We start from the raw sequence: 15,336 nt of genomic DNA on the forward strand, positions 1-15,336 counted from the left end.
CGGACACACATTTTGAGAGAGGGAATATCCATGAAGACCCGCGCCGCCGTTGCCTTTGCTCCGAAGCAGCCGCTCGAAATTGTCGAGCTGGATCTCGAAGGCCCCAAGGCGGGCGAAGTGCTGGTTGAAATCATGGCGACCGGCGTTTGCCACACCGATGCCTATACGCTCGACGGATTGGACAGCGAGGGCATCTTCCCCTCAATCCTTGGCCACGAAGGTGCCGGAATCGTGCGTGAAATTGGCGCTGGTGTCACCTCGGTCAAGCCGGGGGACCACGTAATCCCGCTCTACACTCCCGAATGTCGCCAGTGCAAATCCTGCCTCTCGGGCAAGACCAACCTCTGCACCGCGATCCGCGCGACCCAGGGCCAGGGTCTGATGCCCGATGGTACGAGCCGGTTTTCCTACAAGGGGCAGACCATCTACCATTACATGGGCTGCAGTACCTTTTCCAACTTCACGGTTCTGCCTGAAATCGCAGTAGCCAAGATCCGCGAAGACGCACCGTTCCAGTCCAGCTGCTATATCGGCTGCGGCGTTACAACCGGAGTTGGCGCCGTGATCAACACGGCCAAGGTTCAGGTCGGGGACAATGTCGTGGTCTTCGGTTTGGGGGGGATTGGCCTCAACGTCATCCAGGGCGCTCGTCTGGCTGGCGCGAACAAGATCATCGGCGTGGATATCAACCCGGACCGCGAGGAATGGGGGCGCCGCTTTGGCATGACCGAATTTCTCAACTCAAGCGGCATGAGCCGCGAGGACGTTGTCACCAAGATTGTCGCAATGACTGATGGTGGCGCTGATTACACCTTCGATGCCACCGGGAACACCGATGTGATGCGCATGGCGCTGGAGGCCTGCCACCGTGGCTGGGGCACCTCGATCATCATCGGCGTGGCTGAGGCAGGCAAGGAAATCGCCACTCGCCCGTTCCAGCTGGTCACCGGTCGCAATTGGCGCGGCACGGCCTTCGGCGGGGCAAAGGGCCGGACTGACGTGCCCAAGATCGTCGACATGTACATGCAGGGCAAGATCGAAATCGATCCGATGATTACCCACGTCATGGGGCTGGAAGAGATCAACACTGCGTTTGACCTGATGCATGCCGGCAAGTCGATCCGCTCGGTCGTGGTGTTCTGATGTTCAGCCACGTCACCATCGGTGCCGATGATATCGGGGTTACCAAGCAATTCTATGACGCCACGCTCGGGGCATTAGGTGCCCCTCCCGGCGAGATCGATGTCCGTGGGCGGCTGATCTACAATCACGCGGGTGGGCGGCTCCTGATCACCAAGCCATTGAACGGACAGCCAACCAACGGCGGCAATGGGCACACGCTCGGTTTTCTGGCGGCCACTCCGGCGCAGGTCGATGCCTGGCATGCCGCTGGCCTGGCGCATGGCGGAACGGCGATCGAAGATCCGCCCGGTGAGCGCCATGTCCCCGATGGCCGCGTACTCTACCTCGCTTACCTACGCGACCCATCGGGCAACAAGCTGTGCGGGTTCCACCGGGTAAAATGATGGAAACCGTCACAACCAACCGCGGCCACGGCGGCACGCAGGGCGTCTATACGCACCAGTCGGCACGCACCGGTACACCAATGACCTTCTCGGTCTTTGTGCCCGACCATGCGCCCGGCGCGAAGCTTCCGGTCCTATGGTACCTGTCCGGACTGACCTGCACCCACGCCAATGTCACCGAAAAGGGTGAATACCGGGCGGCCTGCGCCGAGCATGGCGTGATCTTCATTGCGCCTGACACCAGCCCGCGCGGTGATGGCGTGCCTGACGATGAAGCCTATGATTTCGGCAAGGGAGCCGGCTTTTACGTTGATGCAACGGAAATGCCTTGGGCGACCAATTTCCAGATGCGCAGCTATATCGAACAAGAGCTGCCTGCGCTGATCGCCGCACACTTCCCCGCCGACATGACCCGACAGGGTATCACGGGCCATTCGATGGGTGGACACGGCGCACTGACCATCGGCCTGCGCAATCCGGATCGCTTTCGCTCTGTCAGCGCTTTTGCGCCAATCGTCAGCCCGCTCCATTGCCCCTGGGGGGAAAAGGCGCTGCGGGGCTATCTGGGTGGCGATAAGGCCACTTGGCGCGAATACGACGCCTGCGCCCTGATTGAGGATGGCGCGCGGCTGCCTGACCTGCTTGTCGACCAAGGTGATGCCGACAACTTCCTGCACGAGCAGCTCAAGACCGGACTGTTGGTGATGGCCTGCCGCAAGGCGGGCATCCCGGCCACGATCCGAATGCAGCCGGGGTACGACCACTCCTACTACTTCATATCGACCTTCATAGCCGATCATGTTGCATGGCACGCCGCACGCCTGAAAGCGTGACCTGAAGTGCCAATCTGGGTGTGGGGATGTTGGTAGCGGAGGAGGCGCTATAACTTTCGTCTCAGGCGATTTCAGAACGTCCTTAAGTCCACTGTAAAATCAGCGATTTATCTTGTAACGTATTCGCGGTCGGTCGCTTCGAATTGCCTGAATTCCCGCCGAAATGTGGGAACGATTGTGGGAACAAAATGCCGCCTTTTCGGGGGTGTGATTCCCTAACAGGGACTCGAACCTGATGCCGCTGACGATCCTGAAAGTAAAGAATGCCAAGCCCGGTCGCCACGTCGATGGCCGTGGCCTTTGCCTGCTGGTGAAGCCAAGCGGTGCGCGGACTTGGATGCTGCGAATGCAGTTGAATGGGCAGCGCCGCGACTATGGGCTGGGTTCAGCACTGGACGTTTCGCTAGCCGAAGCGCGTGAGGCCGCCTCCATGTTGCGCAGGCAAGTGCGCGAAGGCTTCGATCCTGTTGCCGAGCGCCGCAAGGCACGGAAGGTCATCCCGACCTTCGAGGTCGCAACCCGGAGCTGCCATGAAACACTTGGCGACGGTTGGAAGGAGGGCCATCACGCGCGTTGGCTGTCTGGCTTTGAGCGGCATGTCTTTCCCCGGATCGGAGGGAAGCAAGTCGATCAGGTCGATAGCGCCTGCGTTGCCGAGGCGCTCTCCCCTATCTGGCTGGAGGTTCCCGAAACGGCGAGGCGCATGTTGCAGCGCATCGGCGTGGTGTTGGATTTCGCCCACGTCAAAGGCTGGGTGCCGGAGGAAGTTTCACTGCGATCCGTTCGCAAGGGGCTACCGCGCCAGAACGACAAGCGCGGCCACATGGAGGCCATGCCCTATGCTGAAGTCCCTGCCCTCATGCGGAAATTGGCGAACGCTGCGCCGACGATCGGGCGCGACGCCTTGCGCTTCACGATCTACAACGCTGTCCGATCGAACGAAACCCGGCTTGCAGTCTGGACAGAGTTCGACCTGGACAACGCGGTCTGGACTATACCCGGCGAGCGTATGAAGGCCCGCGAAACTCATGTCGTGCCGTTGTCCGCACCCACGGTCGCATTGCTCCGCAGGCGATGGGACGAGCGCGCCAGCGATATCGGCCTCGTCTTTTCCAAGGATGGAAAGAAGCCGATCAGCGACATGACGATGACGAAGCTTTTGCGCGATGACGGCATAAGCGGCGTGACGGTTCACGGCTTCCGCTCCGCCTTTACCGACTGGTCGTCGGAATGCACCGAATATCCCAAGGAGGTGGCAGACAAGGCTTTGGCCCACAAACTGCCCGACAAAGTTGAAGCTGCCTATCGCCGAACTGACTTTTTCGAGAAGCGGCGCGGCTTGATGAAGCTGTGGGCGGACTATCTGGATAGCCCGCCCCGCGCCGAGGCAACGCCAGCCGATGCGGCGGCAGAGCCTACAGAGGATCGCGTTGCTGCCTGATTAGCTCATGCAAGCTCGCAGTGGTAATTCGGGTGGACTTGCCAAGTTTGACGGCCTGCACTTCGCCACTGGCAATTAGTTCGTAGAGTTTGGTCCGGCCCACACCGATCATGCGGGCGGCATCGTTGACCCGGACGCATATTGGATCAGGGAGCGCGTTCATGACACCCGGCTCTCCCTCTGACTGTGGCGGTAGGCAGCAGGATCGGCGATCCAGCCGCTCACTGCCGATTCATGCCAACCCGCACCGTGGATGCTGATCCTGACCTGGGGCGGAAATGTCCCCTCGGCGATCTTGCGATAGAGCGTGGAGCGGGAAAGGCCGGTGCGGTCGAGAACGGTCTTGAGGCGGATGATCTTTTCGGCATTCGACATGGGACTTGCTTCCATAAGTTGGCAGTTGATGAAACCTCCCGAGACCAAGGATTGGCGGCCTGCTTCGCGAAGGCAAGAACATTTCCGGTACATCGTAGCGCAGGGCGCAGTCGGATGGATTGGGAAAAGGACGCCATGACAAGGCAATAGAAAGCATGAGACGGAAAGGCGCGGCGAGAAAAGCGAGGGCGCGGAAAGCAGTTCAAACAAGAGTTTTGCGGTAATGCGCTTCATCGTCGGGCATTTGCGCCGTCATCGCCGCAAATCTGCGTCGGCATCGGTGGATTTTGCGCGCGAATCGCGCAAATTGCCGGTTCAACTTGGTGCGCGCTATCGGGTTCTGGCTTTTCAACCCGCCTGTGGGCATGTTCACGAGATGAGCAACCCATTGCCAACCCGATTGCCCTGGCCACCCGATTTCCCCGATGTAGTGATCCACACAGATGTCCGCACACGTGATAACCATCCGGGTTACGCCGCCGCAAAGGCGGGGGATGCCGAGGCGGCTCTCATGCTGGCATCCGATCTACTGTCGCCAGATGGAATAGTGAGTCTTCACGAGATCATCGGCAATCGGCCTACTCTGCTCCTGCCGGTCGTGGCCGACGAGTTGACGGGCTTCAACGCGATCCCCGATGCGATGGCGCAGGTGTTGGGCAGCGAACTTGGAACCCCCGTCATCGCCGGTGAAATCGTCCAGACAAACAAAGTCGGCCATACCCGTGCCCCGGCATTTCAGCGGCTGGTTACCCCGGCGACGTTCGAAGGGCAGGTCCAGCCGGGTGCAAACTATGTGCTTGTTGACGATCACGTCGGCCTTGGCGGCACTCTCGCCAACCTGCGCGGTTACGTCGAGGCGCGCGGCGGAGAGGTCATCGCGATCACGACCCTGACCGAGAGCCGGGACGCGCGCATAATTTCATTGCAGCCCGCAACCCGAATTGTGTTATGGGAGCATCATGGCCAAGCACTTGACGACCTCTGGAAAAGCCAATTCGGCTACGGGATCGACTGCCTCACGGAAGTCGAAGCCCTCAACCTATGTCGTCAGCACTCCGTTGCCGCCATCGAGGATTTCCTGGCTCAGGCAGCAGTCGAAGCACGTGGCCGAGGTCTCCAGACAGCGGTTGAGCCAGGTGACTGATTGAGGACGTAAGAACTTTGCATAGTCGCGGTCTAAAAGCGGATGATGGCAACGAATCCGCGTTGAGTTTGACAGGGTTTCTTCCCAGTGTTCCAGTCGAACATGTCTTGGATCGATTTGGCGCTGCTGGCAGAAACGAAGTAGGGTCAGTCAAACTTGAGAGTCCCGAAAGCTCCGCCGCACTCGCCGTTAACTGCTTCGGTTGGTTCATCTCCCGCCCGTCACGCTTCCCTTCACTTCCAGGACTCGACACCAATGATCCTGTCGAGATGGTGGACTTGGAGGAGTTCACCGCACGATTCCCGTGGGCAGGCGGACGCTATTCTTGGCTGGATGCGGTGAACCACGCCCGTTCCGTCACTTCCCCCAACAGGCGCGTTCAATGCCCCATCGACACGCCGCCGCTCCGCTTGGGCCGGGGCGCTAGCCAGATGAGTGCCGCAGCGATCAGCAGAATTGCGGATGTCGTCCAGAAGACGTGCAGCACAGACAGGGTCGTGGCCTCTACCTCGACCATGTTGCTCAGCATTTGGCGCGCACCCTCGGGTGAGAAGCCCAGTCCGGCAATTGCGCCGCCTTCAGCGTCCGGTTGCAGAACGCCCGCTATATCGTTGCGTGCCGCGCGCTGGGTGTCGCCCCAATAGGTCAGCGAAACCGAAGTCGCGAATGCCGTCGCAATGGTACGCATGAAACTTTGCAAGCCTGCGGCTGATGCGACTTCATGCTCGTCCACGGTACTCAACGTCAGGTTGATGATCGGCAACATCAGGAAAGTCATGCCCAGCCCTTGAACGAATTGGGGTATGCTGAGTGTCCAGAAATCGCTGTCGGTGGCCCAGAATGTCCGCAAGAGCCCCATCACGGCCAGCCAAACGATGCCTCCCGAAACCAGCAAGCGGGGATCGAGCCGCGGCATCAGCATCACGACAAGCGGTGCTGTCAGGAGACCCGCGATCGCCGAGAATGAAGACGAATAGCCTGCCTGCGTCGCGGTGAAGCCCAGCCATGCCTGTTGCCACTGCGGAACAATCACAAAGCCCGCGAAATAGGCGCCGAAACTGATTGAGAGGACTACGAGGCTGACACTCAGCCCCCGATGCCGCAGAATGCGCAGATCGACCACGGGATGGTCTTCGGTGAGTTCCCAGACGACAAAAATCAGGAATGCGACAGCCGACGTTATAGCCAGCACGACGATCAGCGGGTCACCGAACCAGTCATGGTTGCGGCCAATATCGAGGATGACCTGCAAGCAGCCGACCCAAATAACCAGCAGAACAAGGCCAACATAATCGATTGGCAAGACGCGGCGTTCGGTTTCAATCGGGCGGAGCAGGACGGCCCCGCCGATGATGGAAAGCAGGGCAACTGGCACGTTGATCAGGAATATCCAGTGCCAGGACCAGTTATCGGTCAGCCAGCCCCCGATGATCGGGCCGAGTGCAGGCCCAAGCAGCAGCGTCATTGCCCACATGCCCATGCCGATGTTTTGCTGCTCGGGCGGGAATACGCGCAGCAGCAGGGTTTGCGACATAGGCATCAGAAAGGCCCCGAAAATGCCCTGTCCGATGCGGCACATCACCAGCATTTCGATTGAGACTGACAGCCCGCAGAGGAGCGAAAAGAAACCGAAACCCATCATGCTGAACAGAAAGGTGCGAACCGAGCCAAACCTGAACGCAATCCACGCCGTCAACGGCACGCAAATCGCTTCGGCAATCGCATAGGAGGTGATAACCCACGCGCCTTGTTCGAGCGTGATGCCGAGGCTGCCTGCAATATGGGGGATCGAAACATTGGCGATCGTCAGATCGAGAATCACCATGAAGTTCGCAAACGCCAGGGTAAGCCCGGCGATCAGCCGAAGCGAAGGTGGGATGCCCGTCGCAGTCTTTGCGGTGCCGCTCATGGCTGTCAGTCGCCCGAAACGTCAATTTCGACTTCCATCGACAGGCCGACCCGCAGCGGATGCCGTTTGAGGTCGGCTGGATCGAGTTCGATGCGAACGGGCAAGCGTTGGACGACCTTGATCCAGTTGCCGGTCGCATTCTGAGCCGGGATAACGGCCATCGAAGAACCAGTGCCGCCCGCAAAGCCGACCACCTTGCCGCGATAGGTTGCGTTCGATCCGTAGAGGTCGGCGGTGAGCTTGACGGGCATGCCGATCCGCACACGCTGCAACTGGCTCTCCTTGAAGTTGGCCTCAACATAGACACTAGCCAGCGGCACAATTGTCATGATGATCTGTCCGGGATTGAGCCGTTGCCCGATCTGGACTTGCAGCTTGCTGACGACACCGTCGATGGGCGCGCGGATTTCCGTGCGGTCGAGATTGAGTTGCGCGGCATCGCGCCGCGCCATGGCGGCCAATACGGCAGGATCGCTATTCTCGCTTAATCCGCTCACCAGCGCGGCGTTCGCGGCCAGTTGCCCTTGCGCGGCGCGCTTTGACGAGCTGGCCTGGTTGATCGCCCCGCGCGCTACATCGAGCGCGGCCAGGGTCGTGGCATAGGTCCTGCGGGCCTGCGTCAACTCTTCACCGGATACCGCCCCGCTAGCTGCCACATTCTCTCGGCGCTGCAGATCGATCCGGGCCTTTTCGTGTTCAGCCTGCGCCGTGCGATATTGCGCCTGAGCCTGGGTTACTCCGGCACCGGAGGTGTCCACTTGCGCCGCCAAGGCGGAGCTGTTGGCAACGGTCTGACGGAAGCGCCGCCGCGCTGCGGCCATATCCGCTTCCGCCTGGGCCAGCGCGATCCGCGCGTCGGCCTGATCGAGTCGCACCAGCACTTGTCCGGCCTTCACCTGCTGGGTGTCGCGCACCAGAACCTCGGTCGCCGAGCCTGCAACCAGCGGCGTGACCTGCGCCATTTGCGCATTGACGTAGGCATTTTCGGTGGACACGAAATTCCGGGCGACCAGCAGATACCAGACCCCCCAGGCCAGTCCGATCACCGCCAAGGCCACTGCAAGCCGCGTGAGCCATCGCTTGCGCGACGCCTTGCGGGACTGGGACAGGGCCGGATCGACGGCAGGGGTTTCGGGCGCGGCAGCGGTCATTGGGTTATCGGTTCCGGTGAAGTTTGAGTGTCTGCTGCAAATCCGCCGCCGAGGGCCCGGATCAGAGCCAGAGTTGCGCCCCGCTCGTAGGTTTCGAGACCGATCACGGCGAGCCGGAGATCGTGAACCGCCCGCTCGCTGGCGAGCACGTCGAGTCGGCTGGCCAAGCCAGCCGTGTAGCGATTGTTGACCAGCGCAAGGGCATCTTCGCTCGCGGCCAGGGCAGTGCGTGCTGCCGCCAGCCGTTTGTCCGCCGCCTCGCGCTGCGTTACTGCGTCGGCAACCTGCTGAAAGGCGGAAATCACGGTCTGGTTATAGCTGGCGACTGCCTCCTCATAATCCGCTCCGGCGCGGCCATATTGCGCCCTGAGCGCGCCGCCCTGAAAGATTGGCAGGCTGATCGCCGGGCCAGCCGATCCGAACAAAGATCCGGAATCGACGAGGTTGCCAATCCCAAGAGCTTGCAAGCCGATCAGCGCCCTGAGATTTACCGAAGGAAAGAATCCGGCGCGCGCCACCTTGATGCGGCTTTCAGCCGCTTCGACCCGTTCGCGCGCCGCGACAATGTCCGGACGCCTGCCAAGCAGGTCCGTGGTCAACCCGGCCGGAATACCAAGCGGTGTCGATGGGAATAGCGGTGCTGACGTGATCGTCCGGCCCCGATCCGGTCCGGCCCCCACTAGCGCGGCCAACTGGTTTCGGCGCAGGGCGATGCTTTCATCGACCGCCGCCATGTCCTGCTCGGCGCTCGCCAGTTCCGCTTCGGCGCGGCGCAGGCCTATGCGGTTGTCGAGGCCGTTGCGTTCGCGCTCGGCAACCAGCGCCAACGCCGCGCGGCGATTGACCAGCACGGCCTCGGCGTTGTCGCGTTCACGGTAGTGCCTGCCCAGTTCGGCATAAGCGGCGGTGATCGCAACCGAAAGGACAAGCCGCGCCTGCGCGGCATCGACCACCGCCGCACGAGCTCCCGAGGTCGCGGCGGCATAGGCCGCTCGGTTGCGACCCCATAGATCAAGGTCGAAATCGAACGACAGCGAGGCCTGGCCGTAATCCGCCCAGCCATCGGGAAGGAACTGCGCGGGTATGCCGTTGTTGCCGCTTTGGCGGCGCAAGCCACCTTCCGCCTCGCCGCCGACGGTCGGGAGCCGGGCTGCGCCGACGCGCTGAGCCTCTGCGTCCGCCCGTCTTATCCTAGCCATGGCAATCGCGGTCTGCGGCGAGTTGGCAAGGCCTTCCTCGATCAACTGGGTGAGCTGCGGATCGCCAACAAGCCGCCACCACTGGTCAGGCGGCCAGCCAATGCTGCCGCGCGCGGCGAGGGTCTGGGTCGCCTCGATGGACTCGGGGGTCCGCATGACCGGCCTGACACCGGCATCGGGAACCCCAACACAGGCCGACAGCGCAAGCACGATTCCGATGGTAGGGAAACGGGGGTCAACCGACATAGGCCCCCCTGCCGCTAGCCAGCAGCCTGTGGGCCGAATCCTCGATCCGGGTTTCCGCGACGCTCAACTGCTTGCCCAGTTTGACGACACTACCAATCGCACGCAGCGGCCCGGAGGTTGCAGGACGGTGAAAATCGACGCGAAGGTCGGCGGTCGCCCGCGCCGTGCCGCCCAGCGCGTTGACGGTGTAGAGACCAGTCAGGTCGATCAATGCCGACAAGATACCGCCATGCGCCGACCCGATCATCGGGTTGGAGACGATTTCATCCCGCCAGGGCATTTCGAGGATCAGTTCCCGCCCGGTCAGATCGACAATATCGAGGCCGAGCCAGCGGTGAAACGGCGCGATGTGGAGCATCTTGCGGAGTTCCGCGAGTTCCGGCCTGTTGGAGCGGGCGGTCATGTTGCATCGCCCTTATCGTGAGTGCGGATCAGGAAGTCGGCAATCGCCGCTCCAAATACGTCGTTCTGGTCGCCCACGACCATGTGGGTGGCATCGGCAATGTCGCTGAAGGCAGCGTGCGGGACCAGTTTCCGGAAATGCTCAACGGCTTCCGGCGAGACCAGATCGCTCGAACCGCCCCTGACCAGATGCACCGGAAGCGCGAGATTCATCGCGGCACTGCTGAGTTCGCTCCGTCCGTGATCGCCCAACGCGCCGTCTTGCGCGTGACGGCGCATGACCCCGTCGATGAACGCAGGATCCCAATGCCAATAATACCGCCCGTCGGGCTTCTGGCGCAGATAGTGGGCCAGCCCTGCCGATGCCTTGCGGCTGGGGCGATGCGGCAAGTATTCCGAGATCACGCGCGCAGCCTCATCGGGCGAAGCGAAGCCTTCGCGCGCATGGGCCGCCATGAAGCCTACAACGCGCGCAACGCCCGTTGCCTCCATTTGCGGCGTAATATCGACGAGTGTCAGCGAAGCGAAACTGCCGGGTGCGAGTTGCCCTTCGGCGACGATCCCGGCGAGTCCCCCCAGCGATGCGCCGATCAGTGCTGGCTTGCGCGCCAACCGGGCGGCGATAGCAACGAGGTCGCTCGCGAAGTCGGCAATGTCATAGGCCCCGTCCCTGGCCCATTCGCTGTCGCCATGTCCGCGCAGGTCGATTGCGATGGCATGAAAGCCGCGACCAGCAAGTAGCGTCGAAATCTTCTTCCAGGCCCGTCGGGTTTGCCCGCCGCCGTGCGCGAGAATAACCGGCATTCCATCCCGCGCCCCTTCGATGCTGGCGGCGATGGCATGGCCTGCCTTCCCTTCCAGCTTGATCGATTCACTATGCATGAAACCTTCTTACTGTAAGATGTCTTACAGTAAAGTCTTTTCAATTGAACGCTCGGCGGGTAAGGCGCTTGCCCGATGCAACAGGAAATCGACCAGGACAGCTACATGACCGAGAACGACGAGATCGTGTTTCTCGTCGAGGAAGTGCCGCGTAAACTGCGCAGGCTGTTCGATGCCTCTACGGCAAAATTCGGCCTGTCCCGCACCCAATGGCGCGCGCTTGCCTATATCTTTCGGTCACCGGGACTTACCCAGACCGAACTCGCCAAATGCCTTGATCTGGAACGCGCCAGCGTGGGTCATGTGATCGATCAGCTGGAAAAGGCCGAATATGTCGAGCGACGCTCAATCGAGGGCAATCGCCGGGTCTGGACACTGCATCTGCTGCCTCGGGCAATCGAGATACTTCCTTCGCTCAGGCTTGAGGCCGATGCGATCTACGCCCGCCTGTTGTCGGGAATTTCCGATAGAGAGTTTGCGGCGATCAAGACGTTGCTGGCAACGATGTCGGGCAATCTCGAGGAATTGTAGTGTAAGCCGTTCTTCTGGAGCACCTTTTAACACTGCAGCCATTCTACCCGCTTCAATCCAAACCTGCTTACCTACTACCTGCCTCGCTTTCTGCTTCAAACGCCCGTTTGCCCTTGCGCTTCCACAGCACCAGCGCTTGTTCGCGTTCCTCGCCGCGCAGCTTGGCCGCAACCGTGAGGAACGCGCCGTAGAGCGTGGCGCGATCATCGTCGGCGAGTTCGACCAGTCCAGCCTTCACGACCAGGCCGCCCAGTTCGATCAGTTGCCGTGTGCGTTCGCGGCGTTTGACCTGCCATTCGCGCATGTCGGTTCGTGCCTTTCGGGCCTCAAGCCGATGCCGCGCCGCCGTCAAGCGGGAGAGTGCCATCCAGCTGGACTTGAGTTCCATTGCCACGCTTGCGCGCCTTGCTCTGAAAGAGGGCCGCGCCGCGCTTGCGCCACGCCTCCTTCTTTTGGGCATCGCTGGTTTCCGCAATGACGAGCAGCGCACCGGCCAGGGTTTCCGCATCGGTCGTGTCTGCCCCGGTGGCGATCACCAGTTCGCCGAGCTGCTGCACGCGGCGTTCCTTCAGTTGCTTCGCCTTGTCGGCGAGCGCCTTTAGTTCCGAATCAAGGTCACGGGGTTTGCGCATCGAAGTTCTCCATTGAGAGGTGATGCGCTGATGATAATATCGATGCTCTCTCAATGCTGTAGAGTCGTCGAGACGGTCTGATACTGAATAGTCCCGAGCAGGATTTTATCATGGGAGGGCGCGCTTATACGTCGTGCCGACGTGGCGCTCATGGCGTAGATGGATTGCCGTCATGGCGATCTTCCATCTCTCCGTCAAAGTCATCAGCCGGTCGAGCGGGCGCAGCGCCGTGGCGGCAGCGGCCTATCGCGGGGCCGAGCGGCTGCACGACGAACGGCTCGACCGTGACCACGACTTCACCAACAAGGACGGCGTCGTCCATTCCGAAGTGCTGCTGCCGGAAGGCGCGCCGGAGGAATTTGCCGACCGCGAAAAGCTCTGGAACGCGGTCGAGACCGCCGAGAAGCGCAAGGACGCGCAGCTTGCCCGCGAAGTAGAGTTCGCCATTCCGCGCGAGCTGACCAAGGGACAGGGCATCGAGCTGGCCCGCGAATTTGTCGAAGCCGAGTTCGTTGCAAAGGGCATGATCGCCGACCTCAATGTCCATTGGGATATTGGCGCAGACGGCCAGCCCAAGCCCCACGCCCATGTCATGCTGACCATGCGCGAAGTGGACGGCGACGGGTTTGGCGCGAAGGTGCGTGATTGGAACAAGGCCGAACTGGTCGAGCAGTGGCGCGAGCGTTGGGCCGAACATGTCAATGAGCGGCTGGCCGAACTCGACATCGACGCCCGCATCGATCACCGCAGCCTGGAGGCGCAGGGTATCGCGCTGGAGCCGCAGGACAAGATCGGTCCCGCCGCATCGCGCATGGGCGTGCGCGGGCTGGAGGCCGAGCGGATCGAGGAACATCGCGCCGTCGCGCTACGCAACGGCGAGCGGATTATCGCCAATCCCGCTGTCGCGCTTGACGCGATCATGCACAGCCAGGCCACCTTCACCAACCGCGACCTTGCTATGTTCGTGCATCGGCACAGCGACAGCAAGGAGCAGTTCGATCTGGCCATGAGGGCGGTTCGCGGTTCGTCCGACCTGATCGCGCTGGGCAAGGACGGACGCGGCGAAGAGCGGTTCACCTCGCGGCAGATGATCGACACCGAACAGCGCCTTGGACATGCATCGGCACTGCTGGCGCAACGTGAACAACATCAGCTCGAAGGCGCAGGCCGGGAAGGAGCGCTGGCGCACGGGGCGGAGCGCGGCCTTGTGCTTTCCGGCGAGCAGCGCGCGGCGTTCGAGCATGTGACTGATGAGCGCGGCTTGAGCGTTGTCGTCGGCTATGCCGGGACCGGCAAGAGCGCGATGCTGGGCGTGGCGCGCGAGGCATGGGAGAATGCGGGCTATACCGTGCAAGGCGCGGCGCTGTCCGGTATTGCCGCCGAGGGGTTGGAGCACGGTTCGGGCATCGCCTCGCGCACCATTGCCAGCCTTGAGCATCAGTGGAGCCAGGGCCGCGAATTGCTCACGTCGCGCGATGTGCTGGTTATTGATGAGGCTGGTATGGTCGGCACGCGCCAGATGGAGCGCGTCCTCTCCCATGCCGCCGATGCAGGCGCGAAAGTCGTATTGGTTGGCGACCCGCAGCAGTTGCAGGCCATCGAAGCTGGAGCCGCCTTCCGTGCGATCCACGAGCGGCATGGCGGCGTCGAAATCAGCGAAGTGCGCCGCCAGCACGAAGGCTGGCAGCAGGACGCCACCCGGCACCTTGCGACAGGGCGCACCGGACTTTCCATTCAGGCCTATGGCGAACGCGGCATGGTGCACGCCGCCGAGACGCGGGAGGCAGCGCGTGACGAGCTGATCGAGCGCTGGGATCGTAACCGGCAGGCCAGCCCCGGCGATACACGCATCATTCTCACCCATACCAACGATGAGGTGCGCGAACTCAATGACGCGGCGCGCGGAAAGCTGCGCGACAGTGGCGAACTGGGTATCGATGTGACCATCCAAGCCGAGCGCGGCGAGCGCCAGTTCGCCAGCGGCGACCGTATCATGTTCCTGCGCAATGAGCGGGGCCTGGGCGTCAAGAACGGCACACTGGGCACCATTGAGCAGGTGACGCCGCAGCGCATGGCCGTGCGCACCGACGATGGCCGCAGCGTCGCCTTCGACACCAAGGATTATGCGCATATCGATCACGGGTACGCCGCGACGATCCATAAGGCGCAGGGCATGACGGTCGACCGCGCGCATGTTCTGGCCACCCCCGGCTTGGACAGCCACGGGGCCTATGTCGGCCTGTCGCGCCACCGCGACGGCGTGGCCCTGCACTATGGGCGCGATGACTTCGCCGATCAGTCAAAGCTAGTGCGCACTCTGAGCCGCGAGCGCGGCAAGGACATGGCGAGCGACTACAAGCCCGAGCAGCAATTTGCCGAACGGCGCGGCATCACCTTCCGTGAACGTATCGTCGAAATCGCCCGTCAGTTGCCGGAGCGGGCGAAATCCATCTTCGCCGGATTCCGCCCGCAGGTCCCAAAGCTCGAAACCGTGCCAACCGATCAGGCTGGCCTGTCCGATCAGCGCCGAGCTGTCGAACGCTATGCCCGTGCCGCCGCCGACATAGGGCAAATGCGCGAACAGGGATTGCCGGTCCTGCCGCACCAGCGCGACGCGCTGGAGAAGGCTGCAAAGGCGCTCGACGCGATCCGGCCCCATGGCACAGCCGACCTCGCCAGCGCCTTGCAACGCCAGCCCTCGCTGGCCCGTGAAGCCGCCGATGGTCGCAGCCAGGGTGCAATCCGCGCCATGCAGCTTGAGGCCGAAATCCGTATTGATCCCGCGCAGCGCGCCGACCGCTTTGTCAGCGACTGGCAGCGGCTTGCGCAGGCGCGCCAGGCCATGCAGCGCGATGGCGACAGCAAGGGCGCGCAGAGGCTCACGGGCCGCATGACGGACATGGCGAAGGGCCTGGAGCGCGACGCGCAGGTTGAATCCCTGCTGCGCAGCCGCACCCGCGAGCTTGGCATCAAGACAGAACTCGGTCGCGATCTGGCCCGCGACCTTGCCGCCTCCATCTCGATGGAGCGGAGCCGGTCAATCGGCATGGGCCTGTAGGAGAAAT

At 62.2% G+C, this 15,336-nt stretch carries 16 protein-coding genes; 7 read left to right on the forward strand and 9 right to left on the reverse strand.

What is annotated here, in order from left to right; translation table 11 throughout:
- Positions 1–30 precede the first annotated feature (30 nt).
- From RQP55_RS02205 to RQP55_RS02220, 4 genes are all read left to right on the forward strand, one after another.
- Complete coding sequence (locus tag RQP55_RS02205) at positions 31–1,143, forward strand: S-(hydroxymethyl)glutathione dehydrogenase/class III alcohol dehydrogenase (RefSeq protein ID WP_315608538.1); 1,113 nt, start codon at positions 31–33, stop codon at positions 1,141–1,143.
- A complete protein-coding gene (locus tag RQP55_RS02210) occupies positions 1,143–1,526 on the forward strand; it encodes a VOC family protein (RefSeq protein ID WP_315608539.1) in 384 nt (127 codons plus the stop codon). The genes RQP55_RS02205 and RQP55_RS02210 overlap by 1 nt, the downstream gene beginning before the upstream one ends.
- The gene (gene fghA, locus RQP55_RS02215) at positions 1,526–2,359 is read left to right on the forward strand and encodes an S-formylglutathione hydrolase (protein ID WP_315608540.1); all 834 of its coding nucleotides are present in this window, start codon (positions 1,526–1,528) and stop codon (positions 2,357–2,359) included. Before RQP55_RS02210 ends, fghA begins: the two co-directional genes overlap by 1 nt.
- Positions 2,360–2,594: 235 nt before the next feature.
- Positions 2,595–3,800, forward strand: coding sequence for a tyrosine-type recombinase/integrase (locus RQP55_RS02220; protein ID WP_315608541.1), 1,206 nt, complete (start codon positions 2,595–2,597; stop codon positions 3,798–3,800).
- Here the strand turns inward: RQP55_RS02220 and RQP55_RS02225 are convergent.
- A complete protein-coding gene (locus RQP55_RS02225) occupies positions 3,775–3,963 on the reverse strand; it encodes a helix-turn-helix domain-containing protein (protein WP_141462110.1) in 189 nt (62 codons plus the stop codon). The two genes, RQP55_RS02220 and RQP55_RS02225, sit on opposite strands and share 26 nt — an antisense overlap.
- Positions 3,960–4,175 carry a helix-turn-helix transcriptional regulator gene (locus RQP55_RS02230; protein WP_141462108.1) on the reverse strand — a complete coding sequence of 72 codons (216 nt, stop codon included), beginning with the start codon at positions 4,173–4,175 and terminating at the stop codon, positions 3,960–3,962. Before RQP55_RS02230 ends, RQP55_RS02225 begins: the two co-directional genes overlap by 4 nt.
- Positions 4,176–4,398: 223 nt before the next feature.
- On the opposite strand from RQP55_RS02230, the gene RQP55_RS02235 reads away from it, so the two are divergent.
- Positions 4,399–5,319: a hypothetical protein gene (locus RQP55_RS02235; RefSeq protein WP_315608542.1), complete on the forward strand. Its 921-nt coding sequence runs from the start codon at positions 4,399–4,401 to the stop codon at positions 5,317–5,319.
- 379 nt (positions 5,320–5,698) lie between these two features.
- Here the strand turns inward: RQP55_RS02235 and RQP55_RS02240 are convergent, their stop codons facing one another.
- Genes RQP55_RS02240 through RQP55_RS02260 form a run of 5 tightly spaced genes read right to left on the reverse strand, consistent with a single transcriptional unit; the run spans position 5,699 to position 11,108 of the window.
- Positions 5,699–7,228, reverse strand: coding sequence for a DHA2 family efflux MFS transporter permease subunit (locus RQP55_RS02240; RefSeq protein ID WP_315608543.1), 1,530 nt, complete (start codon positions 7,226–7,228; stop codon positions 5,699–5,701).
- Between the two features lie 5 nt (positions 7,229–7,233).
- The gene (locus RQP55_RS02245; RefSeq protein WP_315608544.1) at positions 7,234–8,379 is read right to left on the reverse strand and encodes an EmrA/EmrK family multidrug efflux transporter periplasmic adaptor subunit; all 1,146 of its coding nucleotides are present in this window, start codon (positions 8,377–8,379) and stop codon (positions 7,234–7,236) included.
- A complete protein-coding gene (locus RQP55_RS02250) occupies positions 8,376–9,824 on the reverse strand; it encodes an efflux transporter outer membrane subunit (protein ID WP_315608545.1) in 1,449 nt (482 codons plus the stop codon). The genes RQP55_RS02245 and RQP55_RS02250 overlap by 4 nt, the downstream gene beginning before the upstream one ends.
- The gene (locus tag RQP55_RS02255; protein ID WP_315608546.1) at positions 9,814–10,227 is read right to left on the reverse strand and encodes a hotdog fold thioesterase; all 414 of its coding nucleotides are present in this window, start codon (positions 10,225–10,227) and stop codon (positions 9,814–9,816) included. The genes RQP55_RS02250 and RQP55_RS02255 overlap by 11 nt, the downstream gene beginning before the upstream one ends.
- Positions 10,224–11,108, reverse strand: a complete 885-nt coding sequence (locus RQP55_RS02260) for an alpha/beta hydrolase (protein ID WP_315608547.1) — start codon at positions 11,106–11,108, stop codon at positions 10,224–10,226. The genes RQP55_RS02255 and RQP55_RS02260 overlap by 4 nt, the downstream gene beginning before the upstream one ends.
- A gap of 75 nt (positions 11,109–11,183) precedes the next feature.
- On the opposite strand from RQP55_RS02260, the gene RQP55_RS02265 reads away from it, so the two are divergent.
- Positions 11,184–11,639 carry a MarR family transcriptional regulator gene (locus tag RQP55_RS02265; RefSeq protein ID WP_315608548.1) on the forward strand — a complete coding sequence of 152 codons (456 nt, stop codon included), beginning with the start codon at positions 11,184–11,186 and terminating at the stop codon, positions 11,637–11,639.
- 67 nt (positions 11,640–11,706) lie between these two features.
- Here the strand turns inward: RQP55_RS02265 and RQP55_RS02270 are convergent, their stop codons facing one another.
- Together RQP55_RS02270 and RQP55_RS02275 are read right to left on the reverse strand one after the other, a co-directional pair.
- Positions 11,707–11,943, reverse strand: a complete 237-nt coding sequence (locus RQP55_RS02270; protein WP_315608549.1) for a conjugal transfer protein TraD — start codon at positions 11,941–11,943, stop codon at positions 11,707–11,709.
- 22 nt (positions 11,944–11,965) lie between these two features.
- The gene (locus tag RQP55_RS02275) at positions 11,966–12,271 is read right to left on the reverse strand and encodes a conjugal transfer protein TraD (protein ID WP_315608550.1); all 306 of its coding nucleotides are present in this window, start codon (positions 12,269–12,271) and stop codon (positions 11,966–11,968) included.
- A 172-nt stretch (positions 12,272–12,443) separates the two neighbouring features.
- Between RQP55_RS02275 and traA the strand changes: the two genes are divergently transcribed.
- Positions 12,444–15,329, forward strand: coding sequence for a Ti-type conjugative transfer relaxase TraA (gene traA / locus RQP55_RS02280; RefSeq protein ID WP_315608551.1), 2,886 nt, complete (start codon positions 12,444–12,446; stop codon positions 15,327–15,329).
- Positions 15,330–15,336 lie beyond the last annotated feature (7 nt).

Source organism: Novosphingobium sp. APW14, assembly GCF_032337075.1.
Lineage (GTDB): Bacteria > Pseudomonadota > Alphaproteobacteria > Sphingomonadales > Sphingomonadaceae > Novosphingobium.